17 protein-coding genes are annotated in these 24,290 nt (G+C 44.8%); 15 read left to right on the top strand and 2 right to left on the bottom strand.

Annotation, left to right across the window (positions count from 1 at the left end; genetic code table 11):
* The first annotated feature begins 121 nt into the window (after positions 1-121).
* The 15 genes from AAY72_RS06825 (at position 122) to AAY72_RS06895 (ending at position 20,416) form a co-directional block, all read left to right on the top strand.
* On the top strand, positions 122-316 hold the full coding sequence (locus tag AAY72_RS06825; protein WP_057786299.1) for a hypothetical protein: 195 nt from the start codon (positions 122-124) through the stop codon (positions 314-316).
* A gap of 16 nt (positions 317-332) precedes the next feature.
* On the top strand, positions 333-584 hold the full coding sequence (locus tag AAY72_RS06830) for a hypothetical protein (RefSeq protein ID WP_057786301.1): 252 nt from the start codon (positions 333-335) through the stop codon (positions 582-584).
* An 88-nt stretch (positions 585-672) separates the two neighbouring features.
* A complete protein-coding gene (locus AAY72_RS06835; RefSeq protein ID WP_057786303.1) occupies positions 673-1,695 on the top strand; it encodes a hypothetical protein in 1,023 nt (340 codons plus the stop codon).
* A 16-nt stretch (positions 1,696-1,711) separates the two neighbouring features.
* Positions 1,712-1,942: a hypothetical protein gene (locus AAY72_RS06840; RefSeq protein ID WP_057786304.1), complete on the top strand. Its 231-nt coding sequence runs from the start codon at positions 1,712-1,714 to the stop codon at positions 1,940-1,942.
* Positions 1,943-2,028: 86 nt separating this feature from the next.
* Positions 2,029-4,452, top strand: coding sequence for a DEAD/DEAH box helicase (locus tag AAY72_RS06845; protein WP_057786306.1), 2,424 nt, complete (start codon positions 2,029-2,031; stop codon positions 4,450-4,452).
* A 93-nt stretch (positions 4,453-4,545) separates the two neighbouring features.
* Positions 4,546-5,295, top strand: coding sequence for a hypothetical protein (locus tag AAY72_RS06850; protein ID WP_057786308.1), 750 nt, complete (start codon positions 4,546-4,548; stop codon positions 5,293-5,295).
* 27 nt (positions 5,296-5,322) lie between these two features.
* On the top strand, positions 5,323-5,865 hold the full coding sequence (locus AAY72_RS06855; protein ID WP_057786310.1) for a BREX protein BrxB domain-containing protein: 543 nt from the start codon (positions 5,323-5,325) through the stop codon (positions 5,863-5,865).
* A gap of 15 nt (positions 5,866-5,880) precedes the next feature.
* Positions 5,881-9,354, top strand: a complete 3,474-nt coding sequence (gene brxC, locus AAY72_RS06860) for a BREX system P-loop protein BrxC (protein ID WP_057786312.1) — start codon at positions 5,881-5,883, stop codon at positions 9,352-9,354.
* A gap of 91 nt (positions 9,355-9,445) precedes the next feature.
* Positions 9,446-12,847 (top strand): DNA methyltransferase, encoded by a 3,402-nt coding sequence (locus tag AAY72_RS06865; protein WP_057786314.1) that lies wholly within the window; start codon positions 9,446-9,448, stop codon positions 12,845-12,847.
* Complete coding sequence (locus AAY72_RS06870) at positions 12,847-14,148, top strand: AAA family ATPase (RefSeq protein ID WP_057786316.1); 1,302 nt, start codon at positions 12,847-12,849, stop codon at positions 14,146-14,148. Before AAY72_RS06865 ends, AAY72_RS06870 begins: the two co-directional genes overlap by 1 nt.
* Positions 14,132-14,806 carry a retron system putative HNH endonuclease gene (locus AAY72_RS06875; RefSeq protein ID WP_057786318.1) on the top strand — a complete coding sequence of 225 codons (675 nt, stop codon included), beginning with the start codon at positions 14,132-14,134 and terminating at the stop codon, positions 14,804-14,806. Before AAY72_RS06870 ends, AAY72_RS06875 begins: the two co-directional genes overlap by 17 nt.
* Before the next feature lie 9 nt (positions 14,807-14,815).
* Complete coding sequence (locus tag AAY72_RS06880; RefSeq protein WP_057786319.1) at positions 14,816-16,489, top strand: DUF262 domain-containing protein; 1,674 nt, start codon at positions 14,816-14,818, stop codon at positions 16,487-16,489.
* Positions 16,490-16,494: 5 nt separating this feature from the next.
* Positions 16,495-18,531, top strand: coding sequence for a BREX-1 system phosphatase PglZ type B (gene pglZ, locus AAY72_RS06885; RefSeq protein ID WP_057786321.1), 2,037 nt, complete (start codon positions 16,495-16,497; stop codon positions 18,529-18,531).
* A gap of 18 nt (positions 18,532-18,549) precedes the next feature.
* The gene (locus tag AAY72_RS06890) at positions 18,550-19,791 is read left to right on the top strand and encodes an ankyrin repeat domain-containing protein (RefSeq protein WP_057786324.1); all 1,242 of its coding nucleotides are present in this window, start codon (positions 18,550-18,552) and stop codon (positions 19,789-19,791) included.
* Positions 19,775-20,416 (top strand): hypothetical protein, encoded by a 642-nt coding sequence (locus tag AAY72_RS06895; protein WP_057786326.1) that lies wholly within the window; start codon positions 19,775-19,777, stop codon positions 20,414-20,416. Before AAY72_RS06890 ends, AAY72_RS06895 begins: the two co-directional genes overlap by 17 nt.
* A 58-nt stretch (positions 20,417-20,474) precedes the next feature.
* Here the strand turns inward: AAY72_RS06895 and AAY72_RS06900 are convergent, their stop codons facing one another.
* Together AAY72_RS06900 and AAY72_RS06905 are read right to left on the bottom strand one after the other, a co-directional pair.
* Positions 20,475-22,289, bottom strand: a complete 1,815-nt coding sequence (locus tag AAY72_RS06900) for a DEAD/DEAH box helicase family protein (RefSeq protein ID WP_057786328.1) — start codon at positions 22,287-22,289, stop codon at positions 20,475-20,477.
* Positions 22,286-24,280 carry a DEAD/DEAH box helicase family protein gene (locus AAY72_RS06905; RefSeq protein ID WP_057786330.1) on the bottom strand — a complete coding sequence of 665 codons (1,995 nt, stop codon included), beginning with the start codon at positions 24,278-24,280 and terminating at the stop codon, positions 22,286-22,288. Before AAY72_RS06905 ends, AAY72_RS06900 begins: the two co-directional genes overlap by 4 nt.
* Between the last annotated feature and the right edge of the window lie 10 nt (positions 24,281-24,290).

A 24,290-nucleotide genomic window follows, 5' to 3' on the forward strand; every position in this document is an offset into this window, starting at 1 on the left:
AAGAGCCGGCGTTTAATCGGCAGTAGCGAGTGATTACTTTACAAGGAAGGTTGTCGAGGCAGAGTACGCTCAAGGAAGCGCTAAAAGCATCCTGGGTGATTAAGTCACAAGGCGACTACTAATGGGCGTTCTACTATTGGTTGTATTTATACTAGCAAAAGCCTTTGTTCTGATCCTGGCCCTGGTTTTAACCTTTTGCTGGTGGCTGATTTTGCTTAGCACCTTGGGATTCTTTGTGGTGGTATTGTTGTTTTTCCCATCCATTATCATGCTGCCAATGTACCTGCTGGCCATCTTAAATCCGGCAGCTAAATAAACTACAAGGATCTTTGATGAATGCGAAAGCCGCTTATCCGTCGATTGACGACTTAGTCGGATTAACACTATTTCAACGCTTTGAAGGCGGGGCAGTGTACACCCAAGAGAACAATGGTAAATACTGCGTAATCATTGATGAAAGTAGCATTGCCAGCCTGCTACCACCTGAAGAGCTGGATGACATAGAGCTTATCAAGGTGCTTGAGTTCAATACGGAGCAAGAACGGTCAGCTTACTTATTGACCAGATTTGATAAGGGCCCATAGCCTAGGTGTTTGTTTGGACCTAATATGAGCACGGGTTTTTTGGGACAAAGTGGATAATAAAGACAGCATATCAGTTAAGGAGTGTGAAATGTGGTTTGAGCAACTAACTGGTTTTACCGAGCAGGGCGCGGCACAAGTACGGCAAATGTTATCGCTTGAAAACGGCGTATTGACCAGCCGTGCCAATGGGAAAACATTTCAGGTAGGGCATTTAGTCACGCCTACTTTGGCGGATTTAAAAGCTGAAGCCGCTGCGATTTTAAAAAGTGCAACTTTCATTGCCAAGCCAGCTAGCGTGCAAGAAGTAATTGCCGATGTGCAAAGCTTGCATATGGAGCCACAAAACGCTGGCGCGTTCTTTCAGGTCGCTTCGCAGTTTAATTTATTAGAAATGGTTAGCCCTACGGTCACACCTGACTCGGGCATTACTGGTTATCAGTTCGACCGTACCCAAGGTCCTGCTTGCGCCATGGCATGTGGTGCCGGGCTAATCTACCGAAATTACTTTGTGCCTGTTGATGGCGAGCCAGGGCAAACTGCCGAGCGGCAACTAAATATGCTGGATCAATTTGAGCAGCTGCTATTAACGCATGTAAACCAGCACACAACAGAGCAGTTTGATAGCCTGTGGCAAATGAAAAACGGCTACGCGCTACCCAGTAGCAAACAGCTAAACGCCATAAATCAAACGCTGGCGCAATTAAATGAAACTGAAATCACTGAGCTGATTAACGCAGTAAAAATTGGTGTGCAATACGATACTGAAGTCACACTCAACAACATTGGCCACGCTGTTACTCAAGCATACTGCTCGGCCATGCCAGTTGCCTACACTGAACATCCGGCAGCGCTTTGGCAGCCCCTAGCCAGTTTAATTTTGCAGGCGGCTTACGAAGCTACGCTGGCCGCTGCCGTTATTAATGCTACTAAAACAGGCAGCAAAAAGGTTTACTTAACGTTGTTGGGCGGAGGGGCTTTTGGAAATTCGATTAGCTGGATTATCGATGCATTAAAGAAAGCGTTAAACGCTTATCGCCAGAGCGGCCTTAGTATCATGATAGTTAGCTATGGCAGAAGTAAGCCAGAGTTAAGTTCGTTGTTAACCGGCTAATTTTCAAGGAGATAACATGCAGGAAAAGCGAAAACTAGATGGGCCTTTAACCTATGCTCATGCTTATCATTGGTTACCCAATGCGCATCAGCTTGAACCAGAGGACGAGCTTTATGTTAAAAATCTGATATGCCTAGAGCATGCTGAGCAGGTATATAAAGTGACTGAAGAGCGGGGTTGGGCAGAATCAATCAAGCAGCTTCGCAAGCAGATTGATAAGCGAAACAAATACTATCTAAGAAAATAACTGTGCAAATGACGAACTTTTTGTGCTAAAAAATGAAACATCGCTAACTGGTTAATTAAAATAAAAAAATAGCTAAGAGCAGGGATATGGAAAAGCTCAAATTAAAAAGGAAAAATAGTGAGTCAACAGTCACAAGCCAGGCTGAGCATTTATCTGGCCAAATAAAATCTGATGACTTTTGCGACATGAAGCTTGACGCTTTACCTGAGCTTTTCGATATCTTGCATCGACATGTTATTCCATTTAAAGCGGCGCGTTACTCGCCGCCGCCTATGGGTTTAGACAGTCGTCTAAGAAGCTACTTAACTAAAGGCTCAGCGCAGCTTTATGACCATCAGGCATCAGCTCTGTACCACCTACTTAAACGCAACAATGTTTTGCTTTCTACAAAAACGGCAAGTGGCAAATCTCTGGTATTTATGTCATTTGCCATTGATAAGCTGCTTAAATCGCCTGATAGCCGGATTATGGTGCTTTATCCAACCAGAGCCTTAATCGAAGATCAGCTGCTTCGTTGGCAACAGCTTAGTGAGACTTTTGGCTTCAAAACTGGCTTTTTACATGGGCAGGTCGAGAGAGAAGATAAGCTGAGGGTTTTAGAAACTTGTCAAATTGTGCTTTGTACACCAGATATTCTTCATTACTGGTTAATGCCAAGCTTGCACCTTAGTGCTGTCGCTAACTGGCTTTCAGCACTGCGTTTTATCATTATCGATGAGGCACATACTTTCTCAGGTGTTTTTGGCACAAATGTGAGTTTCCTATTGCAACGTATAGAGCGTTTCGCTAACAAAGTGCAATATTTTGCTTCAACGGCCACGGTTGCAGGTGCGAATGATTTTCTTAGGCAGCTTACCGGAAAAGACTTTTTAGAGGTGGGGCTGCCTGAGGATGGTTCGCCAACGCATCGCAAAGAAATTGTCTTTGTATCACCTAAGCACGGTAATGCAATAAATGATTTATTAGCTCAGGTCATAGCCAGTAACATTAAGTTTATGTATTTTAAGAATTCTCGTCAGGGAATTGAGTTGTCGCTCGCTGATCTCTTACAGGGTGATTATGGAGCGTCGCTTATGCCACAAATAAGAGATGGCTTTGTTTGTACCTATCGCGGTGGGTACGAATCGAAAGATCGAAAAGCTATCATGAATTCTTTACGTTTGGGGCGCTTAAAAGGCGTACTCTGTACCAGTGCACTTGAGGTCGGGCTAGATATAGGCGATGTTGACCTGGTGATCATTGATGATATCTCTCCAAATATCAACTCTTTCTGGCAGCGTGTAGGGCGAGCGGGGCGAAAAGGTCCGGCGTTAGTGATTCAAATATTAAATAACAACACTTACGTTGAACCAGAGAGCTATTTAAAAAGTCCGCTACTAAAGCCAAGTCTATATAAACAGTTACCATTTTTTAAAGAATGGCATGATCACTGCGCTGTACAGGAGCAAGTTATATTTAAAAAGCGGGCCGCTATGGTTCAAAAACTTCAGTTTAGGCATAGCTTTCGGAATATGGGGGCAACTTTTAAGCTTGGTTTAGAATACAATCAAGGCCTTGATTTAGGTGACGTCGATTATGAACAGTATTTAAACGAAGCGTTTCCTGGAGCCATTTACCGATATTTAGGTCGCCCGCATCGGGTAGGCTGGCGTAACAAAGAATTTATTAAATGCCAGAAAACGCAAGATATATCAGTTTTTTCAGAAGAAATTAAATTCTCTCTACTTAGCCCTGATAATATTGAAGACGGATTTAGCTGTTATTTAACTCAAGCGCAAACAGTAAAGGCGATAATTGGTTTTTCGCAATTTGATAGAGGGTATTACTACAACGCTAAATCTAGTTGGTGTAAAAAGCCTATTTTTAAATTGTACGATTCAGCCGCGCTTGTAGTAAAAGTTGCTGAGATGAATCAGCCCGTATCGTCACAAATTGAAGAGTTAATAAAGGTTTTCGCTACCTTGGCGGGTTTTGATAAAAACGATATTGTTTATCATCTTGATAAAGATAAATCGCTATTAATTATTCAAGCAATCATTCCAGGTACTGGCTTAATCGAGCAGGTCTTATGGCCGGTAAAAGATATCCTTCTTGGATTGTTAGATAAAACCCTTGCTGGCGAGGAAATAGCGGATTTTAAAGATACACGCTTCTATTTAGAATCGCATAAAACGGATCCGGTACTGGATGTTGTAATTAAAAACGCTAAGTTCGGCTTTTTTGTTGATGAAAAAGCCGGAAAGTATTTATTTTTACCTTATAGTGGCGTTAACTCACAGGGCTATTACGAAATTATCACTGGAACTACCACACAACGCTTGGTAAACGCCAAATACTTTCGTCCGGTTTACCAGCAACCCTCGTCAGTTATCGTCGATATCATGTTAAACGGATATGGACATTACGCAGAGCCTGAGTTTGAAGATATCAGCACAGATGAAAAACCTGATGCCAGTATACTTGGCAAGCATGATGGCACCGAGCATTGTCTGGCCGAAGTATGTGCATAAAAACCAGGTTAAGTAGTAATAGTTGGCTGCTTCTGTAAAATAGCAACGTTAGTTACAACGGTACTTATCAAGCAGTTACAACACAAAGGCAGTATGCAATTGGAACAACAACTTACACAACTTGGTTTTAAATTTGGCATCAATGGTGCCCATGCTGCGCGCAGCATGATGCTGCAAGAATTAACTCAATTGCTGCATGGTCGCCCGGCTAATGCCAGTAAAGACGATTACAAACAAGATGTGGTTGGTTTTAACGTACTGCACAAAACCAGTGAAAACGCGCGCAAGCTAACCTTTAGCCATATGGTCGATTTGTACGGCCTATCGCCGGATATCCCGCTATTTCGGGTATTTCGGCAGTGGTGGGAGTTATCGGAAGAAGCCCAGCCTTTATTGGCGCTGCAATTAGCGCTGGCGCGTGATCCGCTGTTGCGTGGCAGTATGGCAGTTATATTACCACTGCAGCCTGGCGAGTTGTTAACGCGCGAGCAGATGGAAGCGCACTTGGCTAAACCGGATCCGCATCGCTTTAGTGCCGCTTCATTAAAGTCGTTTGCGCAAAATATTAATGGCAGCTGGACTCAAGCCGGCTTTTTAACTGGCAGGGCGAAAAAACATCGGGCAGAGCCCGTGGTTACTTACGTTAATGTTGCTTTCGCGCTGTATTTAGCCAGTTGCGAGGGTAGCTCTGGCCAGCGTTTATTTAGCAACCATTGGTGTAAGTTATTAGGTAAAGATACCGTTACCCTATACGACCTGGCACAGCGCGCATCATTGCGTGGGGTCATTAATTTTAAACACGCCAGTGAAGTGGTAGAAGTTACCTTTCCAAACCTGAAATAAAATAAGAAGTAATAAAGGATAGCGCCAATGTCAGATCGTCTGAGTAAATTACTGCAAAGTTACAGCAGCCATATCAGCATCCCTTGGAGCCAGGTGATCTCTGCTGAAGAGCGTGCCATCTTTGTGGTATATAACAAAGAAGACGAGCTTAAACTGCGTGCTCGCTTGCCTGAATTTGAAGAAGTTACCCGCCAAGCAGGGCACCCTTGGATAAATCTGGATGTTACCAATGCCTTTCCCAAGTGGATGGCCAAGCATGACTACCGCGAAGCCTATTTCGAAGATCCAGAATTTCTTGAAGGCAGCTACGGCTACTTTGCCGAAGAACTCGTGCAACAGTTAACTGAACAATACCAACAACAGCAAAATGCCGATACCGTCGTTGCACTAATTGGCTGTGGAGCCTTATTTGGTTTTGCCTCCGTGTCTGGCTTAGTAAAGGCGCTATCTACTCATATTCAGGGCCGCTTAGTGGTGTTTTTCCCCGGCGAATATTACGACAACACCTACCGATTACTTGATGCAAAAGATGGCTGGGGTTACCAGGCCACGGCAATTACTGCGCTTTAATAAAGGACTATAACCATGCTTAACCGTGATATTTATTTAAATGATCCGCTGCAAAGTAAGCTCGCCAACAACGGTGTAGCTGAAGTAAAAGACGATATTACCCAGGCCTCACTCGATACCCTGCATTACGAGTTAAAAACCTTCGTCTGCGACGGTGCTTATCACAGAGGTTTAAAGCAAATTCTCAGTAACTTTGTGTCGAATGTACAAAGCAAGCAAGAACAGCCGGGTGTTTGGATCAGCGGTTTCTTTGGCTCGGGTAAATCGCACTTAGCCAAAATGCTGCGCGCACTGTGGACGAATCAAAAATTTCCTGATGGCAGTAATGCTCGTGGCATTGCTGACTTACCGGAAGATATTGCCGGTTTATTAGCCAAATTAACCGAGTTAGGGCAAAACCACAGTGGCTTGCACGCCGCCTCTGGTACGCTGGGCGCCGCAGCAAAAGATCAGGTACGTTTGGCACTGCTGGGAATTATTTTTAAATCGGTCGGCTTACCAGAAAAGTACCACTTAGCGCGGTTTGTAATGTGGTTAAAAGCTCAGGGTGTTCTGGAGCAGGTGCAGCAGTATATTCGTGAAAATGTTAAAGCATCAACCAATCCGGATGTATGGGCAAAAGAGTTACATGACTTGCATGTTTCACCGTTTTTAGCCAAAGCGCTGTTACAAGCCATTCCAGGTTTTGCAGGGGATGAAAAAGAAGTACGCGAAATGCTGCGCGCCCAGTACAAAATTGTTACCGACGTTTCAAACGATGAAATGGTTGATGCTATTGTCGATGCACTTGCAGTTGATGGTGCTATGCCACTTACTCTGATTGTGCTGGACGAAGTACAGCAATACATCGGTAACGACGTACAACGCGCGCACGATGTGCAAGAAGCGATTGAAACCTGCTGTAAAGCCAGCCAGTTTAAATCGCGGGTATTGTTTGTCGGTACTGGACAAAGTGCCTTGTCAGGTATGCCGAACCTAATGCGTTTAATGGGCCGTTTTCAGGTGCCGGTGCAGCTAGAAGACACCGACGTCGATTCGGTGATCCGTAAAGTTATTCTGCAAAAGAAAGAAAGCGCCCGGCCGCAAATACAGAAGGTGGTACAAGACAACCTGGGTGAAATTTCCCGTCATTTACGTGGCAGCACTATCGAACACAACAAAGACGACGAAAACTGGATGGTCGCCGATTATCCATTACTACCAGTGCGGCGGCGTTTTTGGGAGCGGGTATTACCGGCGCTAGATAAAACCGGCACCGGCTCGCAGTTACGTAGCCAGTTACGCTTAGTACACGAAGCTACTCGTGAAACAGCTGAGAAGCCATTAGGCGCTATTGTGCCGGCCGACTTTATTTACGAGCAAATCGCCACAACCCTGCTGCAAACCGGTGTGATCAGTAAAGAAATTTACGAAGACATTAGCCGCTTAAAAGGCGGTAATAGTGAGCAAGTGCTGCAAGGCCGTATTTTGTCGCTAATTTTACTGATCAGCAAATTGCCATCTGATATCGACTACGGCATTGCCACCACCGCCGATACCCTTACCGATTTGCTGCTTACCGACTTACAAAACGGTAAACATGAACTGCGTGCTTTGGTGCCTAAAATGCTAAGCCAATTAGAGGCTGATGGCCTGGTCATGAGCATGCAAACCAGCAGTGGCGAAGAGTACCGCCTACAAACTGTTGAGAGCCAGCAATGGTACGATATGTTCCGTCAGCAAGAGGCAGAACTGCGCAGCAACCCGATTAAGTTAGAAAACTTTCGTGGTAGTGAAATTCAAGGCTTTATTAAAAAGCAGGCTGCTATGGTGCGCTTAACACAGGGTACTGTAGCTGAAGCACGCCAACTGTATTTAGAGTTTGGTAGTGAGTTACCCGCCGACGCTGATAAAAAAATCTATGCTTGGGTGCCCGATGTTACCGAAAAAGCCTTTGCCGATCTGGCCCGTGGTGCCAGCCCAGAGCAGGCAACCATTTATGTGTTTGTGCCCACCTCGCACCGCTCCACACTTACCGACGCCATTGTTACCGCTAAAGCGGCTGAAACTACGCTAGATGTGCGGGGCGTAGCCAATACCGACGCGGGTAAAGAAGCTCGTGCCGCCATGGAGTACCGCTTACGTGAAGCCGAGCGTACCAAAAAAACCATCTTAAGCGAGCTATTTAGCCAAATTCAGGTCAAGCTTGCCGGTGGTGCCGATGTCGCAGGCGACAGCCTTACTGAACAGCTGCAAAAAGCAGCCGAAACAGCCTGCTTGCGTTTGTACCGCGAATTTAACCAGGCCGACCATAAAGGCTGGGCCACCGTGTATAACCGGGCCAGCAAAGAAGGCGGCGAAAACGCCTTAGAAGCGGTAGGCCATCATGATGAAGCCGATAAACAACCCGTATGTGCCCTGATTAAACGCTACATTGGTTTAGTAAGAACCGGTGCCGAAATACGTGACCACTTTAGCCAAGCGCCTTTCGGTTGGCCGCGTGATGCTATCGATGGTGCGCTATACGCCATGCTCGCAGCCGGCGTATTAAAAGCCAGTGATGCACAAGAGCGCGCGGTGGATGCGAAAAACTTAGATCGTAATAAGCTAACCCAGCATAAATTTCGCCCAGAAAATATCACTGTAACCAATGTTGAGCTAATTAAAGTACGTAGCTTAATTAACAGCATTTCCGATCTTAACTGCACAGCAAAAGAAGAAGTGAGCAAGTTGCCGCTGGCGTTACAGCAGCTAAAGCAGCTTTCACGTACAGCTGGCGGTGATGCACCTTTACCACCGCCACCACAACTGGCGGTATTACATGAACTGGAAATACTCTCTGGCAATGCCCAGCTAAAAGCCGCTTATGAAAAGCGTGATGCGATAGAAGCCGCTGCTGAAGCTTGGCGCAACCAGTCACTGTTAGTAAAAGAGCGCCGTGCCCGTTGGGACGACTTGCAACAAGCCATGCACTATTGCAAAGATCTGGCAGTGTACGACAGCCTGCACACCGAGCAGCAAGCCATACTGCATAACCGCAGCTTGCTGGCGCAGCCCGATCCGGTCGAGCCATTGCTGAAAAAAGCCATAATGGCGCTACGTGATTTAATTACCGCCCACATAGACCGTTACGAGGCCGAATACCACAACTGTATGCGAGAGCTAGAACAAGATCCTGACTGGCAGCGTTTAAGCGTTGAGCGTCAGCAAGCGCTATTGCTGCAAGCCAATCTCGCCGGTATGCCTAAAGTAGATTTATCCGGCCAACCCGCGGTATTAGACGCTATTAGCGAAACGCCCATTCAAACCTGGAACGACCGCATCGCCGCACTGCCTGGCCGTTTTGAAAATGTGCGTAAAAAAGCGGTAAGCGAAATGCAGCCTAAGGTACAGCATTTATCGATTAAAAAGCCGGTGCTTAAAAACGAAGCCGAGCTAATGGCCTGGCTGCAAGAAATAGAGCAACAAATTAAAGCCGAACTAGCCAAAGGGCCGGTTGCCCCTAACTAACAACACGGCACGCAGCCCTGCGCTAAAGCAGGGCTGCGTTACACCCTATTCGTATCGTGCCGCCATAAACCGTAGCACCAGGAGAATAAAGATGCGCGCCGCCTTAGATAAAAGCCTACGCAGCCAATTAGAAAAAACTGTACAAAAAGCCCGTGAAATCGTTGAAACCGCAGTAAGCGAAGTGCTTGAGCGTTTAGGTATTGCCGATAGCACTGCCCCAAGCTATTTAACTGATGACGAGCGTAAATTACGCAACCGCCTGCGTGCCCATGGCCGCCAGCTAGGTGATGTACTGCAAGACGGCAGCCAAACAACAGAGCTGCTGTTAAACGAAATGGCCTACGAGCACTGGCACCGTATGCTATTTGCCCGCTTTTTAGAGCAAAACCACCTGTTAATGTACGATCCACAAACTCCGGTAACCATTGACGAGTGTAACGAACTGGCCGCAGATGAAGGCTTTAGCGATGGCTGGCAGCTTGCAGCAAAACTTGCAGAAAAAATGCTGCCGCAAATCTTTAAAACCGGCTCACCGGTATTTGATGTCAAACTACCCATTAACCATATTCGCGCCTTAGAGCAGCTAATTAGCAGCTTACACCCCGATACTTTTCAGGCATCCGACTCCTTAGGCTGGTGTTATCAGTTTTGGCAGACTAAAAAGAAAAAAGAGATTAATGATTCTGGCGTGAAAATTGGCGTCCAAGAGCTCAGCCCGGTAACGCAACTCTTTACCGAACCTTATATGGTTAGCTTTCTGCTCGATAACGCCCTAGGTGCCTGGTGGGCTAAGCGGCGGTTAAGCCAAGACGATTTAAAAGCAGCAAACTCTGAACAAGAGCTGCGGAGGCTGGCTGCAATACCAGGTTTACCCCTTGATTACCTTCGTTTTGTTAAAGATGAGGTGTCAGGCGGTTGGAGAGCTGCCGCTGGTGATTTTGATACATGGCCAGAAGACTTAAAAGAATTTAAATCATTAGATCCCTGCTGTGGATCTGGTCATTTTTTAGTAGCTGTATTTTTAATGTTAGTGCCTATGCGCATGTATCTCGAAGGACTAAGTGCTAAAGAGGCTATTGATAAAGTCTTTGCTGACAATATTCATGGATTGGAGCTAGACCAACGATGTGTTGAGCTCGCTGCCTTTTCATTAGCTCTTGAAGCTTGGCGTTACCCTTGTGCTGGAGGATATCGTCAGTTACCAGAGCTACAACTTGCTTGTTCTGGACTTTCGCTGGAAGAGTTCCAAAAAGAGTGGAAGGATTTAGCTAGAGATAATATAGAATTGGATTTTTCGATTAATTGGATGCAAGAGACATTCAAATATGCACCTGTTCTAGGTAGTTTGATAGATGCTTCTGCTAATCTTATTGAAGATAAAAAGCCATGGACCATATTACAACAATCAGTGAACTATAAGCATTTTTCTGAGGACTCAAAAGCTTTTGCGCAAGGGCTGTCAATGACAGCAAAAGTCTTGAATAAATTCTTTCATTTTATTGCAACAAATCCTCCGTACTTAGGGCGTGGCAAACAATCAAACAACTTACAGTCTTTTTGTGAAAAAAAATATCCTAATAGTAAAGCTGACTTAGCTTTTGTTTTTGTCGAAAGGATGAAAAAGCTTTTGACTAAACAAGGAGTCTTGTCTGTAGTCATACCTCAATCTTGGTTACATCAACCATCTTATAAGTTTTTAAGGAAAAAAATTATCCTTGAAATGGATTTGGGACTATTTTGTCAATTGGGAGCAAACGCATTTGAATCAATATCAGGTGAAGTTGTAAATGTCGGCTTGTTTAATTTTCGAAACAGTATTTCAGTTAACAATACATTTAATTGCCTCGATTTGAGTTCGAAAAAGTCAGCACAGGAAAAAAATCATTTTCTAAAATCCTTTCTGATCAGTACTTTTCCTCAATCAAAATTCGAAAATACACCAGACAACCTAATAGTACTTAGCGATCAAGAGCATGAAAATTATTTAAGTGATTTTGCGGACTCACTAGCCGGGATAAACTGTGGAGATTCATTAAGGTTTCAGAGATTTTATTGGGAAGTTGATCACAAGCTTGAAAAATGGAGTTTTCAACAAGCGGCTTCAAATGAGACAACTGATTACAGCGGCTCATATACTGTATTCCCATGGGGGGATAGTGATTATGAATACTTCATAGAGTCTTTAAATGGAAGGTTAGGCGGAAGCTGGAAACGTGGAGAGGCTGTTTGGGGGAAAAAAGGAATTGCTGTAAACAGAATGGGGGAACTATACTCTTGTATCTACAAAGGACATATATTTGATCAGAATATCGCAGTTATATATCCAAAAAATGAAGAAAATTTCCAAATCCTTTTTACATATATTCAATCCCCAAAATTTCGAGAAGACGTACGTAAGATAAATACTAATTTAGCCGTTTCGAACGCAGTTCTGTCGCAGGTTAACTTTGATATAGAGTTTTGGAAAACGAAATCACAAGAAGTATATCCAAATGGTCTCTCACGACCATACACAAATGACCCAATTCAATGGTTCTATCACGGCCACCCATGTGGCTCAGTAATCTGGGACGAAACCACCAAATGGACTGCTATTGCCCCTCGTCGTATCGATGACACCGTGCTACAAGTCGCGATTGCACGCTTACTAGGCTACCAATGGCCTGCCGAGCTTGACCCAGAAATGGAGCTGGCTGATGAAATGAGTTATTGGCTTAAGCAAAATAGCGTATTTGACAGCCTGAACGATGACGATGGCATCGTTTGTATCCCTTCTGTTCGCGGTGAAAAGGCGGCGGCTGACAGGGTAGAAGCCATCCTAGAAAAAGCCTATGCCGAAGACTGGTCAGCTAATACCTTACAAAAACTGTTAGCGGCTGTGGGCAGTACTAGCTTAGTGCAGTACCTGCGCGATAAGTTTTTTGAACAACACTGCAAAATCTTCCAAAATCGGCCTTTTATTTGGCAAATTTGGGATGGTTTAAAAGACGGCTTCTCGGTGCTGGTAAATTACCATAAGCTCGATTACAAAGGCTTAGAGCGGCTAATTTACACCTATCTGGGTGATTGGATCCGCACTCAAGAGCATGGGGTAAAAGAAGGCCTGGACGGTGCTGATATTCGCCTGACAGCAGCGAAAAACCTAGAGCAGCGTTTAAAAGCCATCTTAGAAGGTGAGAAAGGCTTGGATATCTTTGTGCGCTGGAAACCGCTGCACGAGCAACCCATTGGCTGGAACCCAGATTTAAACGACGGCGTACGCCTTAATATTCGCCCCTTTATAAAAGTCGCCGATGTCGGCAAAAAAGGCGCCGGCGTGCTGCGCATCGCACCGAAAATAGACTGGAAGAAAGACCGCGGCACCGACGTACCCAGCGCACCTTGGTATCACCTGGGCCTAGAGTACGGCGGTAAAGAGGGCGATCGTATTAATGATCATTATTTAAGCCTGGCCGAAAAGCAGGCAGCGCGTGCTGAGCAAGGAAAAGCTTAATGTACGTTAAACACCTAAGCCTGAAAAATATGCGGGGGTTAGAGGAAGTTGATTTAACCTTTAAACCTGGCGTAAACCTGCTGGTAGGGCCTAATAGCGTGGGTAAATCGACGGTGCTAGAAGCGCTTAGGGTTATGCTATCGGCGCTTACCGCTCGGTTAGAGGGAGACTATCGCACTGCCGACAAATTTAAAGACCGTGATATTAGAATAGATGCTGGCCACCTAAGCTCAGAGTTGCTTTTGAACTTTCAAGGGCAGGATGTTCGCTGGGATGTGCAACGCTATCTAGCTTCAAATAAAGCTGAAGATACGCAAACATCTGATTACGGTGCGTTAAATCAGGCTATCAAGCCACTTGAAATTGCGCTTTTCAAACAAGATGTTACCAAAAATTACTCTATATCGTTACCCATTACACTTTACTACAACGTACATCGAGCAGTTAAACATGCCGACTTGGCGCCGGATTTTTCTACACGCAAAGTACGGTTATCGCCTATAAGTGCTCTCGAAAATGCGTTAGCTCCAACGGGTACCGATTTTGAGCAAATTCAAAAATGGTTTGCCTATCGCAGTACCTGGTTGAAAAAGAGTAAAAACAATACAAGCGATGTCTCAGCTGATAAGCATTTGTCTGCAGTTATTGCAGCAATTGAGAGCTTTCTACCTGTTTTGAATGGGGTGTGGTACGACGAAAAGACCAGAAAGCTTCATACCCGCAAAAGCGGACACGATTTTGAGTTAAGTGAGTTGTCCGACGGTGAGCAAAGTTTGCTGGCGCTGGTTGCCGACATTTCGCGGCGGCTTGCTATCGCTAACCCAGCTTTAGATAACCCATTAGCAGGTTATGCAGTAGTGCTGGTGGATGAAATTGACCTGCACTTACACCCAGCTTGGCAACGTCAGATTGTTGGCCTATTTGAGAAAACCTTCCCCAATACCCAGTTTATTTTTACTACTCATAGCCCGCAGATCTTAAGCCACGTTAAACCGGATGCGATTTGGCTATTTCAGCGTAATGATAAAGGTGAGGTTGAGCCGTATCAGCCAGATACCTCATTCGGTATGGATTCAAGCAGTATTCTAAAACTGTTATTTGAGGTGCCTGAGCGCGAGGCAAGCACTGACGCGCAACTGCAGAAGCTGGTGAAATTGGTTGACAGTGATGAACTGGAACAAGCCAAAAAATTAATAACAGTGCTAAAGCAAACCTGTGGTGAAATTGACCTAATTCAACGGATGAGCGCTGTAATTTGGCGCAAGGAAGTATTGGCAGGGAAAGATGCTACAGATTCATAAACAAGCTGAGCCACAAGAGGTTATTAATTTTAAAGCTTTACCTCAAGACAATTGGCAGCCGTCATACAAGGGTTTAACTGCAGAGGCAAAAACGACTTTGCGTAAAGCCTTGGTCACCGAGCAAGGAGGAGTCTGTTGTTATTGCAATAGGCACATTGGTGGCCCTGCAAATGCAATTGAAGACGGTGAATTTCATATCGAGCACTTTCGACCACAACATGCTTTTACACACCTTGAGCTTGATTACCAAAACCTGCATGCCAGTTGTTTTAAAAATGATTCAGTTAAAGGGCGCCGGCATTGCGGACCCGCAAAAGATAAATGGTTTGATACAGCCCTTACTTTATCTCCATTGAACAACAACTCAGGCATTATTCGATATGGTCAGAACGGTACTATTTTTAGTAATAGCTCGCCAGCTGCAGCAGAAACCATAAAGCAGTTGGCATTAGACCACCCCATGTTAATTGCCGAGCGAGAGGCGGAAATTGCCGGTAAGCTTGATGCTGACTTTATTCGAAATGCAACAAATGATGATTTAGTTAAACTTTACCGCGCACATCAGCAGATGCAAAATGGGCGCTTTCAACCTTTTACCTTGGCAGTCATGCAATGTATTGCTGCGCTTTTGCCAGATCCGCTAAAAGCAACTTTATAAGGACGCTAAATGAGTAAGAAAATTACCGGCGCAGAGTACCCATTGGGCAAAATTTTTAGCTCAGATTTTGATTATGAGATACCGCCTTATCAGCGCCCATATGCTTGGACAACGGAGCAAGCCGGTGAGTTGTTTGACGATCTGTATGATTTTTATCGTCATGAAAAAGAAGACAGTTATTTTCTTGGCAGCATAGTGTTAATTAAGTCAGAAAACGCACCGCACTCACAGGTAATTGATGGCCAGCAACGGCTTACAACGCTTACCATTATGATTGCTGCTCTGACATCCTTATTAAGCGGTGAGGATAGGGAAGAGTGTTTTGCTTATATTCAGGAGCCTGGCAAAAGGCTGCAGGGGATATCTGCCAAACCACGTTTAGCTCTGCGTCTGCGCGACCGCGATTTTTTTGCAAATACTGTACAAAAGCTGGACTTTGCAGGCTTAGCACAACTTGATAAAGCTCAGCTCGAAAACGAGTCACAACAAAATATTAAAGCTAATGCCAGTTTCTTGTTAAGTAAGCTGCAGGTTAAGTTTGCAACAGAAGACATGTTGATTGATTTTGGCAAGTTCTTAATGACTAGATGTTTTTTGGTTGTGGTGTCTACACCCAGCCAGCAATCAGCATTTCGGGTGTTTTCAGTGCTGAATAACCGCGGCTTAGACCTCCTCCCAAGCGACATTATTAAAGCAGAGGCAATAGGCAAAATTGCAGAAGCAAAGCGGGCAAGTTTTAACGATCGTTGGGAGGAAATTGAAGTAGACGTTGGCCGTGATGGCTTAAACGATTTGCTTGGTTTTATCCGTATGATTTACGCCAAGTCAAAAGCGAAGCGAGCGTTACTGGAAGAGTTCAGAGAGTACGTGTTAGCCAAAGTGAGTTCTGCCGAAGAGCTAATTGATAAAGTAATTGAACCCTATGCAAATGCCTACATCGACGCCAAGTTTGCTAATTACGAGTCGTCTGAAAATGCGGGTGATATTAATCAGCTTTTTAGCTGGCTAAACCGTATTGATAACTCTGACTGGATCCCAGTTGCCATAAGTTATCTGGCGAAGCATGGTAAAAACTCAGCAGCTGTATTGCAGTTTGTGACTAAACTAGAACGGTTAGCCGCGCAGATGCATATTTGCGCAGCCAATATAAACCAGCGTATTGATCGTTACGCCAAAATACTGGCAGAAATTGAAGCAACGCAAAGTACAAGCCTCACATCGCTAGAGCTAACAACTTCTGAAAAAGATGCATTTGTTACTGCCCTGAATGGGGATGTTTATACGCTGACGGCAAGGCGCAGAAATTACCTAATTCTGCGACTTGATTCTTTTGTTACCGATGGGGTGGCCTCATACAACCACAACATTTTAACCATTGAGCATGTGCTACCGCAGACGGTTACCCCTGGCACAGAATGGGAATCTTGGTTTCCAGATGTATTTAAACAAATTGAATGGGTGCATAAGTTAGCTAATTTAGTGCCACTGACCCAAAGTCGAAATTCATATGCGTCAAACTATGATTTTGAGCGAAAAAAATCGGCGTATTTTACTGGACGCTCAGGGGTAACCTCTTTTGCTTTAACCTCACAGGTACTGCAAGAGAAAGAGTGGACTCAAGAGGTGCTAGCATCACGTCAACAGCGCCTTGTTGGCGTTTGTAAACAGAATTGGGATTTATAAGACCTATGCAGGTTATTGAGTACCTGGTTAAGCAACTGCGCGACAGCGCGGCTTTCAACCAAGCAAGCCAAGTGGCGCCAGCAGCCATTTTATGGACTGACGAAGCCAAACAGTGGCAGTCGGCCATGCCGGTGATTAAACAGTTTTTACCTGAGTTGGTAGAGCTTGGCAGCTATGATCTGGCAACGCGCACAGGGCCTGCGATTTGGCTTAAGTGTGCCATTGCTGGCGTGTTAGATGAGCTGACGATGCCGCAAGGCTTAACTCCGATTGTATATTTGCCGGGTGTTTGCCGCAAAGACCTGCGGGCAATAGAGCATTGCCCGGATTTTTTAAAGCCTTTAGCAGAGCTGCAGTACCGCGGCACCTGGTGGGCGTATAACACTGCCGGCCGGGATTGGACAGTAGCATCGTTTTTAACCAATCAGCGCGTGGGGTTAAACCTGGACCTGGCGAAAGACAATGCAACCCAAGACGCGATGCTAAGTGTATTACCTGAATTATTAGAAGCCCAGGTAGCGGCACTGAGTAACAGACGGTTAGAGGCTGCTGATTTTCAAAGCCTGGTAATGGCCGATCCGGTAAAAGATATTTTGGCCTGGTTAAATGAACCTGCGGAAAAGCAGCGGCTATTTAGCGCTAACCAGTGGCAGATTTTTAGTGATCTCTGCCAACAGCAATATGGTTTCTTACCAGAGCAAGGCAATATTAACACAGTACTGCAAAAGCTTTGTAATGCAGATGGGTCTTGGCAGGCAGTATGGCAACGCTTTTGTGATACTGCCCATAACCTGCCGAAATTAGTTGAGCAGTTAGAAACTATTGCACCACAGGATTTAGCAGCACCGGTGGAGCGCTATTTGGCGGTTAACTTGGCAGAAGAACAAGAGTTGGCTAAACAGCTTGCCGTCTTCTCTAACCTGGATGCAAACGCTGCCAGAACTAAAATTTTTCAGCTACAGCAAGCGCATGCTAGCCGTTTAGACTGGGTGTGGGCCAAATTAGGCTTTGCCCGTTGGGCGCAAACGTTAAGCGAGTTAGCCAAAGTGGCTGAGCTGACAGATATTGCTTTTAGTGGCTTTAGTCCTCAGGCGATGGCAGAGCATTACCAAACCACCTATTGGCAGGCCGATGCTGCTGCGTTAGCTGCGATGGCGTTGGCAGATACGCCTACTGCGCAAGATACGGTGGCTCAGGTATTAGATGTTATTTACACGCCCTGGTTAGAACAAGTAACTAATAATTTCCAACAGTTAGTGGCTAGCCAAGGCTATCCCGGCGATGACGGCATCCAAGAAGCAAAAGCAACTTACCAGGTGAAAAGCCAAGTGGTATTTTTTGTCGACGGCCTGCGGTTTGATACTGGTCAGCGTTTATTGTCATTGTTGGCCGCCAAAGGCCTGAATGGCCGTTTAAAACCCAGTTGGGCAGCGCTGCCGTCCCTTACTGCTACTGCCAAAGCGGCAGTAACGCCAATATCTGAGCTATTAACCGGCAGACAAGATAATGCCGATTTTATTCCAGCATTGGCCGAGCAGGATGTCGACTTTAGCTCGTACCAGTTTAAAAAAGTGCTTAAAGAGCATGGCTGGCAGTATCTGGAGGGTTTAGATACTGGCGAAACAACCGGCTTAGCCTGGCTACAAGTGGGTGACCTGGATAATTTGGGGCATGAAATGCAGCGTAAACTGCCGCTGTATATTGAGCCGGTGCTGCAAGAGATCGTTGCCAGGGTACAAGGCTTACTGGATGCTGGCTGGCAGCATGTTCGTATTGTTACCGACCATGGCTGGTTATGGGCACCAAGCAAATTACCGACAGAAAATATTCCTGAGCATATGGTGAAAAAGCGCCTGGCGCGCTGCGCCATTTTAAAAGATAACGTAGATGTGGGTTACCTAAAATGCCAGTGGTACTGGAATAAAAACGTGACCTTAGCCATGGCGCGAGGCATTCAGCTATTTCGCGGTGGTGATCACTACAACCACGGCGGCTTAAGCTTGCAAGAGTGTTTGACGCCAGTGCTAGAGATATCAAAATAATAAAAGGATATACCAGGGATGGCTTCAGAATCGGAATTAAAAAATAGTGTTTTCTGGGATGCTGTTCGTTTGGGTGATGTCGCTACTTTCAAACAGCAGCTAGCCGAATTACCAGACTTGGTAAATGCGGTTCACCCTGAAGAAAAACTATCAGCTTTTGAAATGGCACTTGCTTCAGGTTTTGTGGCTTTCGCTGAAACGTTATTGGAATACGGTGAATTTAATTTAAATCATGAGATGCACAACCCGCTTCGAGTTGCAGTTGAACTAGGTTTTATTGAATTGGCTGAGCGCTTGCTGCATAAGGGAGCTTTGCCAAATTATCGCCCAAGAGGCATGAACAGTGCATTGTTACTTTGCCTAGAAAAGGAATATTACGACCTTGCTGAATTGATGATCGCCAAAGGGGCCGAAGTAAATATTCGAAATGACAAGGGGTGGACGCCATTAATTTGGGCTGCTGTAAACGGCAGAAATAACGCTGTCGAATTTCTATTACGCCATAATGCTCTTATCCACATTTGTAATAATGATGGCTGGAACGCAGTCACAGGTGCTTTTTTTAAACGACAGACAAAAACTGTTGAGTTATTAAAGGAGCATGGCGCGGTTTTCTCAGAACGATTTAAACAGCTGGTTTTGCTAAGTAGCCTGGAAGCCGGTGATATTGATCTTTTTATCAACATGGTTGAGGAAGGTTGCCAAGTCGATATTGAAGATAGTAAAGGCGAGTCTTTATTGGCCAAGGCTGTAATTAAAGGTGATGAGCGCTTAATTAAGTTACTCATAACCAAGTGTTCAAATCTAAATGTACAAGATAGAGAAGGGAATTCAGTTTTAAGCCTTTTGGCTAAAAATGGCCAGTTAGAACTTGTCTCTAATATAATTGAAAAGGGTGCCGGGGTTAATTTTAAATCGAAAAACGGCACTACGTCTTTACTTTCAGCTATCCGATGTAACCAGTTAGCAGTTGCAGAATTATTACTTCAGAAAGGGGCTAATGTTAATGCTTGTGATGATGATGGTAATACTGCACTGATGTATGCAGCTTATTTGGGCAGTAAGGAGGCGGTTGAACTGCTATTGGAGCATCATGCCAATCCCCACTTGACCAACGAAAAGGGACTAACAGCTAAAAAGATTACCTTACAAAGAGCACCAGTGTTTGTAAAAGAAAACTTATTAAGAGATTCTGCTTTCAGAGATATTGCAGAGCTATTAACGCTACCAGGTCATTTTGTTGATGATAGAGCAAAGTAGTGTTTTTGATGCTGTAAGGCGAGGGTATTCTGAACTTAGTTTTGCGTCAGAAGAGCAGATTCTTAATCATTTTGCGGCAGTTGAAACTGAATCAATGGTTGGGCATGCTTCAAACATCAAGGGTATTTTATTTGAGCAGCAGGTAAGTGACTATTTAAATGATGCGGGTCTTAAATCAGCACTTTTCGAAGCCACTAATCATCCTGATGCTGATATTTTGATTGAAGTCGATGGTTACTTGCCCTTGGAGCTTCAGTTAAAAGCAACCGATAGCGTTTCATATATTAATCAGACATTGGCAGATAATCCGGATATAGCAATTATTACTACCAGTGAATTAGCTGACAGAGTTGATAGTGAGATGGTGTTAGATTCTGGAATTGCAAATGCCGAATTGGATGAGATCGTATATGAATCACTTTTCACACAAGAGCTTGCTAACTTGGCAAACCCTGGCAGCATTGAAGATCCGATTTCTGGTATTGCAAACTTTGGCGCAGACTTTCATAACCTATCAGACAATAGTTTTCTGGAAGAGGGGCTTGCTGAGGCGGTCACTGAAATGGCGTTACCCATTTCCCCTCTTGGTGTTGTGTTAGGTTTCTTTGGTATACCTTTTACTTGAAATTTAGAACTCGCTGCAACTTATTCGAGTCTGAAAGACAATAGTATCTGAGATTGTTTTATCTGAATACTGAACTTGACACTATTCTGGAATATACCGACTGCTTCTTGTTTGTTCCAGCTTCAATGCTTGGCCCAGTGGTGAACAAAACGGCAAGTGAGGCGGAATTTTTCATGCCAACTTTTCCTGCAAATTCAGTGATATCATCTTGGTCTAACTTTCGCTTGTAGGCTTCTCGATTTGCCGAGAGATTTTGATCACTTACGACATAAGCTACAACTTGAAAGCCTTTTACTACGTTTAAAGACGTTGCGGATAGTTCATTGTCGGCCGTGATTTGATTTATAAACTGATAAATATCCTGATTTAAGCCTGTTGTTTGATCACCATAATTATCGCCGTCTACAAAGGTAACTCTAAGCCAGTCAGGCTTATCAGCTATCTCTATTTCATTACGGACAGCCAGGCCGGGCTTTTGATGATAGTAGTTTTGAATAGCTTGCACTGCATTAATAACGCGTGGATCGCTATGTTCTAATTCATTTGCAGCTATACGTAAATCTAGTAACCAATACTGCGTAAAATTTAGGTTTTCGGTTTTTGTTGCTAGTGGCTGAGATTGAAGTTGCTTGTTACTACTAAGACTGAGGCCTCGATCGAAGCCTTTGATTTGGTATTTTTCGCAAACGTGCTCAAAAAGTTTGGCTATGCCCGTGAAATTGTTGGTGCAGTCTTCTTGTTCTAGATAATTTAATAACTCGGTATAGGCTGAAATTGCATCGAGGTTGGTAAAATGCTTTGCTATTGTGTTGTGATGATAGCCACTGGCTCGGCCGATATTTGCTTGCACCACAGCAGCGATATTTGAGATGGTGCTATCCCAGCTGGCAATAAGCCCATTTTTCATCTCAATACCAAAGTTAATGCCTGCACGGAAACTGGCGACCGTGATAGCGATAATTTTTTCATCGAACAAGGCGGCATTTTGATATTGGCGTTTGAACTCTGCCAGGGTAACTAACTCACTATCGTCAACATTGTTCAGTTTGCTGCCAACAATAAAAATGTGTTCCTCGCCAAAGCCTTGTGCCAGCAGGGCTTGTTTAGCTACCTGCGCAGCATTGCTGGCAACGCGGATCAGCGCCCAACCTGGCCCGGGGTGTTGCTGAACATGACTAATAAACAGCCGACGTGGAATAGATTCTTGGGTAAAATCGCGCTGCTCTTCTAGAAGCTGCACAATTTGCTGTTGGCGATGCATTTGCCTTACGCCATGGTAATCCGCTGGCGTTTTATGAAATACCAGGCTGGTATGAAAGCCATGCCTGAGAATCGAATCGCCACCCGCAGCAAACATAGCGCTAAAGGGAGTGGCCGAAATTAGCACTATGCGAGTTTGACTATCTGCTGAGTCCAGGTAGTCAAATAGCTGAGCATAACGGACCGCATCACTGGCTGAGCCATAATGGCATTCATCAATAATGATGAGCTTGGGCGATTGCTGTTTGAAATGTATAGCGAGCGCTGTTTTAAAGTGCACCAGGTTACTGACTACGACATTTGGGCAAGGAGCTAAGTCTTCTGCTGCTTGTTCTTGCAATGCGACATCGGCCAATGTCACCAGAAACAAAGTATCTTTCAGCTTGCCGCGTTCGCATATCTCGCTATCTGTAAGGGTATTTCTTTGCATGCAAGCTAAAGCCAGCGCGATACCCGATTTACCTGACTGCATTTCTGCCGCAACAATAACTGCCTTGCTCCCGCTAGCAAATTGAATATGTACTTTGCTTGCGGCCTGGCGCTGGTGTTCGAAGGTATAAGTATCTAAAACCTGCTGTAAACGGAGGCGATGACGATTGGCCTGGTTGTTCATTTATTTCGTTCTTTCTCAGAAAACTGCGATTCATCATGAATCAACGTTATTAAATCTGGACCTTCGTTGCTTTCAATTTTAATACGCGTTTTATCGGCGTCATACTCGCCTCGTTTAAAGAGTAAAAACATGGTGTCGTCATGCGGAATACCAAAGTGATCACACATCTGGTGCACATCACTCTCAGACATGATTTTTTTTGCTACTTCCCGGCGCGATATGTTGAAGATGCTAAAGACTATTGCCGTAACATACTTATTTTCCGTATATTCGCCGGCACCAGGTAGCACGATTTGATTAAATTCTATGGGAAGCTTGTCATCTAAGTGCTGCGCGAACTTAATAGCGCGCTCTTTCATTGTGCCCTCTTTACGGGCTTTTTCAGGGTTATCAAAGCTATCACCGTTAACCCATTGGGCTTTGATCCAGTTTTTTGCTGCACCACGCATGGCTCGGTTGCCTTTCACATTTGGCCCGCCACCTTTTACCATTTCCTCGCGCAAAAGCTCTATCGCTTTTAGTAACAAAGGATCGGTAGTGTGCTTAGTAAAGTCATACTCTGGGTTTAGTAAACGAGCCGGAACAGCAACGTAACCCTCGGTCATATAAGTTTCGACGTCGCCAATTGGACGGCGGCGTTTACTTTTGATGGCCAGACCCACATCTAAGCCATTAACGTTGTATTCCTGGCAGACTTCCTCAAAGAACTCTCTAAGGCCTTCGAAGTCAGATGCGGCATGCTCTGCTGTATTTTTATCAAGGTAATCTAGAATGGCACCATAAGCTTGCGTGGCATTTAAATTGGTAAAATGCTGTGCATCGCGATTTTGGTGATATCCACATGCACGGCCAATATTGGCCTGAACGACCGAAGCCACGCTAGTGATGGTATTGTCCCAGGTTGCAATTAACCGGGTTTTCATCATTTGACCAAAGTTAATCCCTGCACGGCATCCGGCAACCGTTATTGCTATCAGCTTTTCTTCAAAGTCGATACATTCATCAAATTCGCGTTTAAAACGATCTATAGTGGTGAGCTCTTCATCTGGTACATCTTGTAAATTACTGCCCAAAATAAAAATATTGCTTGGGTTGATACCACTGGCTATAAGCTCGTCTTTTGCCTGCATTGCCATACCCGCATTGACACGAACCAGTGCCCAGCCTGCACCTTCATAATGCTGAAATAGTTGCATGAATTTATCGCGCGCAACGGACTGATCAAGGAAGTTACGGGTTGTTGAATCCAGGTGAGTAACTTTATTGCTGGATAGCATTTGCCGCACGCCATAGTACTCTGGGCTGGTGCGATGGAAAACGAGTTTGGTTTGAAAATCTCGCCTTAAAATCGAGTTGCGTGCGGCAGCTTCGGCGAGTTGTTGTGCTTCACGTAGTGCTACTTTGTCGTTTTCTTTGGTTGCAACACTTTCTAAGTGTTTAGCGACTTCATAGTCTTGTTCCGCTGCGTATAAAGCACCAAAAGGCGTGGCCGAAATAAACACCACTTTACATTGGTCGTTTTGCTTTTCCAGGTAATCGAAGATGCTGCAATAACGAATGGATGCCGCATTCGAACCATAGTGGCATTCGTCAATAAGGATTAGTTTCGGTGGATAGCCTTTAAAATTGCGCTCGAGATCTTGTTCAAAGCGAACAAAGTTACTCACTACAATATTTTTCGCCAAACTCAAATCTTTCTGCGCCTGCTCTATCAACGCGATATCAGGCATGGTGACTAGGTAGAGTGTGTCTTTTAGTTTGGCTTTTTCGCAGATATCTTCATCCGACATCGACAACCGCTGTAAGCAGGCCAATGCAAGTGCGACACCAGATTTACCCGCCTGCATTTCTGCCGCGGTGACAACGGCACGCACTTCGCCATCAAACGCTGAGAAGGTTTTTTGTGCTGCTATTTTCTGATGAGAATGAAGGGTGTCACCATCCAGGATCTGCTGTACCAGCTCGCGCATTCTTTTGGCTTTAGTTTGCATTGGTCGTCCT

The sequence above is a fragment of the Alishewanella sp. WH16-1 genome, from assembly GCF_001441695.1.
GTDB classification, from domain to species: Bacteria; Pseudomonadota; Gammaproteobacteria; order Enterobacterales; family Alteromonadaceae; genus Alishewanella; species Alishewanella agri.

What these genes read in the sequence shown, in the direction of transcription:
- AAY72_RS06825 (WP_057786299.1), top strand. Translation starts at nt 122, where the DNA reads ATGGGCGTTCTACTATTGGTTGTATTTATACTAGCAAAAGCCTTTGTT.
- AAY72_RS06830 (WP_057786301.1), top strand. Translation starts at nt 333, where the DNA reads ATGAATGCGAAAGCCGCTTATCCGTCGATTGACGACTTAGTCGGATTA.
- AAY72_RS06905 (WP_057786330.1), bottom strand. Translation starts at nt 24,280, where the DNA reads ATGCAAACTAAAGCCAAAAGAATGCGCGAGCTGGTACAGCAGATCCTG.
- AAY72_RS06845 (WP_057786306.1), top strand. Translation starts at nt 2,029, where the DNA reads ATGGAAAAGCTCAAATTAAAAAGGAAAAATAGTGAGTCAACAGTCACA.
- AAY72_RS06890 (WP_057786324.1), top strand. Translation starts at nt 18,550, where the DNA reads ATGGCTTCAGAATCGGAATTAAAAAATAGTGTTTTCTGGGATGCTGTT.
- AAY72_RS06900 (WP_057786328.1), bottom strand. Translation starts at nt 22,289, where the DNA reads ATGAACAACCAGGCCAATCGTCATCGCCTCCGTTTACAGCAGGTTTTA.
- AAY72_RS06865 (WP_057786314.1), top strand. Translation starts at nt 9,446, where the DNA reads ATGCGCGCCGCCTTAGATAAAAGCCTACGCAGCCAATTAGAAAAAACT.
- AAY72_RS06875 (WP_057786318.1), top strand. Translation starts at nt 14,132, where the DNA reads ATGCTACAGATTCATAAACAAGCTGAGCCACAAGAGGTTATTAATTTT.
- AAY72_RS06895 (WP_057786326.1), top strand. Translation starts at nt 19,775, where the DNA reads ATGATAGAGCAAAGTAGTGTTTTTGATGCTGTAAGGCGAGGGTATTCT.
- AAY72_RS06880 (WP_057786319.1), top strand. Translation starts at nt 14,816, where the DNA reads ATGAGTAAGAAAATTACCGGCGCAGAGTACCCATTGGGCAAAATTTTT.
- AAY72_RS06840 (WP_057786304.1), top strand. Translation starts at nt 1,712, where the DNA reads ATGCAGGAAAAGCGAAAACTAGATGGGCCTTTAACCTATGCTCATGCT.
- AAY72_RS06850 (WP_057786308.1), top strand. Translation starts at nt 4,546, where the DNA reads ATGCAATTGGAACAACAACTTACACAACTTGGTTTTAAATTTGGCATC.
- pglZ (WP_057786321.1), top strand. Translation starts at nt 16,495, where the DNA reads ATGCAGGTTATTGAGTACCTGGTTAAGCAACTGCGCGACAGCGCGGCT.
- brxC (WP_057786312.1), top strand. Translation starts at nt 5,881, where the DNA reads ATGCTTAACCGTGATATTTATTTAAATGATCCGCTGCAAAGTAAGCTC.
- AAY72_RS06870 (WP_057786316.1), top strand. Translation starts at nt 12,847, where the DNA reads ATGTACGTTAAACACCTAAGCCTGAAAAATATGCGGGGGTTAGAGGAA.
- AAY72_RS06835 (WP_057786303.1), top strand. Translation starts at nt 673, where the DNA reads ATGTGGTTTGAGCAACTAACTGGTTTTACCGAGCAGGGCGCGGCACAA.
- AAY72_RS06855 (WP_057786310.1), top strand. Translation starts at nt 5,323, where the DNA reads ATGTCAGATCGTCTGAGTAAATTACTGCAAAGTTACAGCAGCCATATC.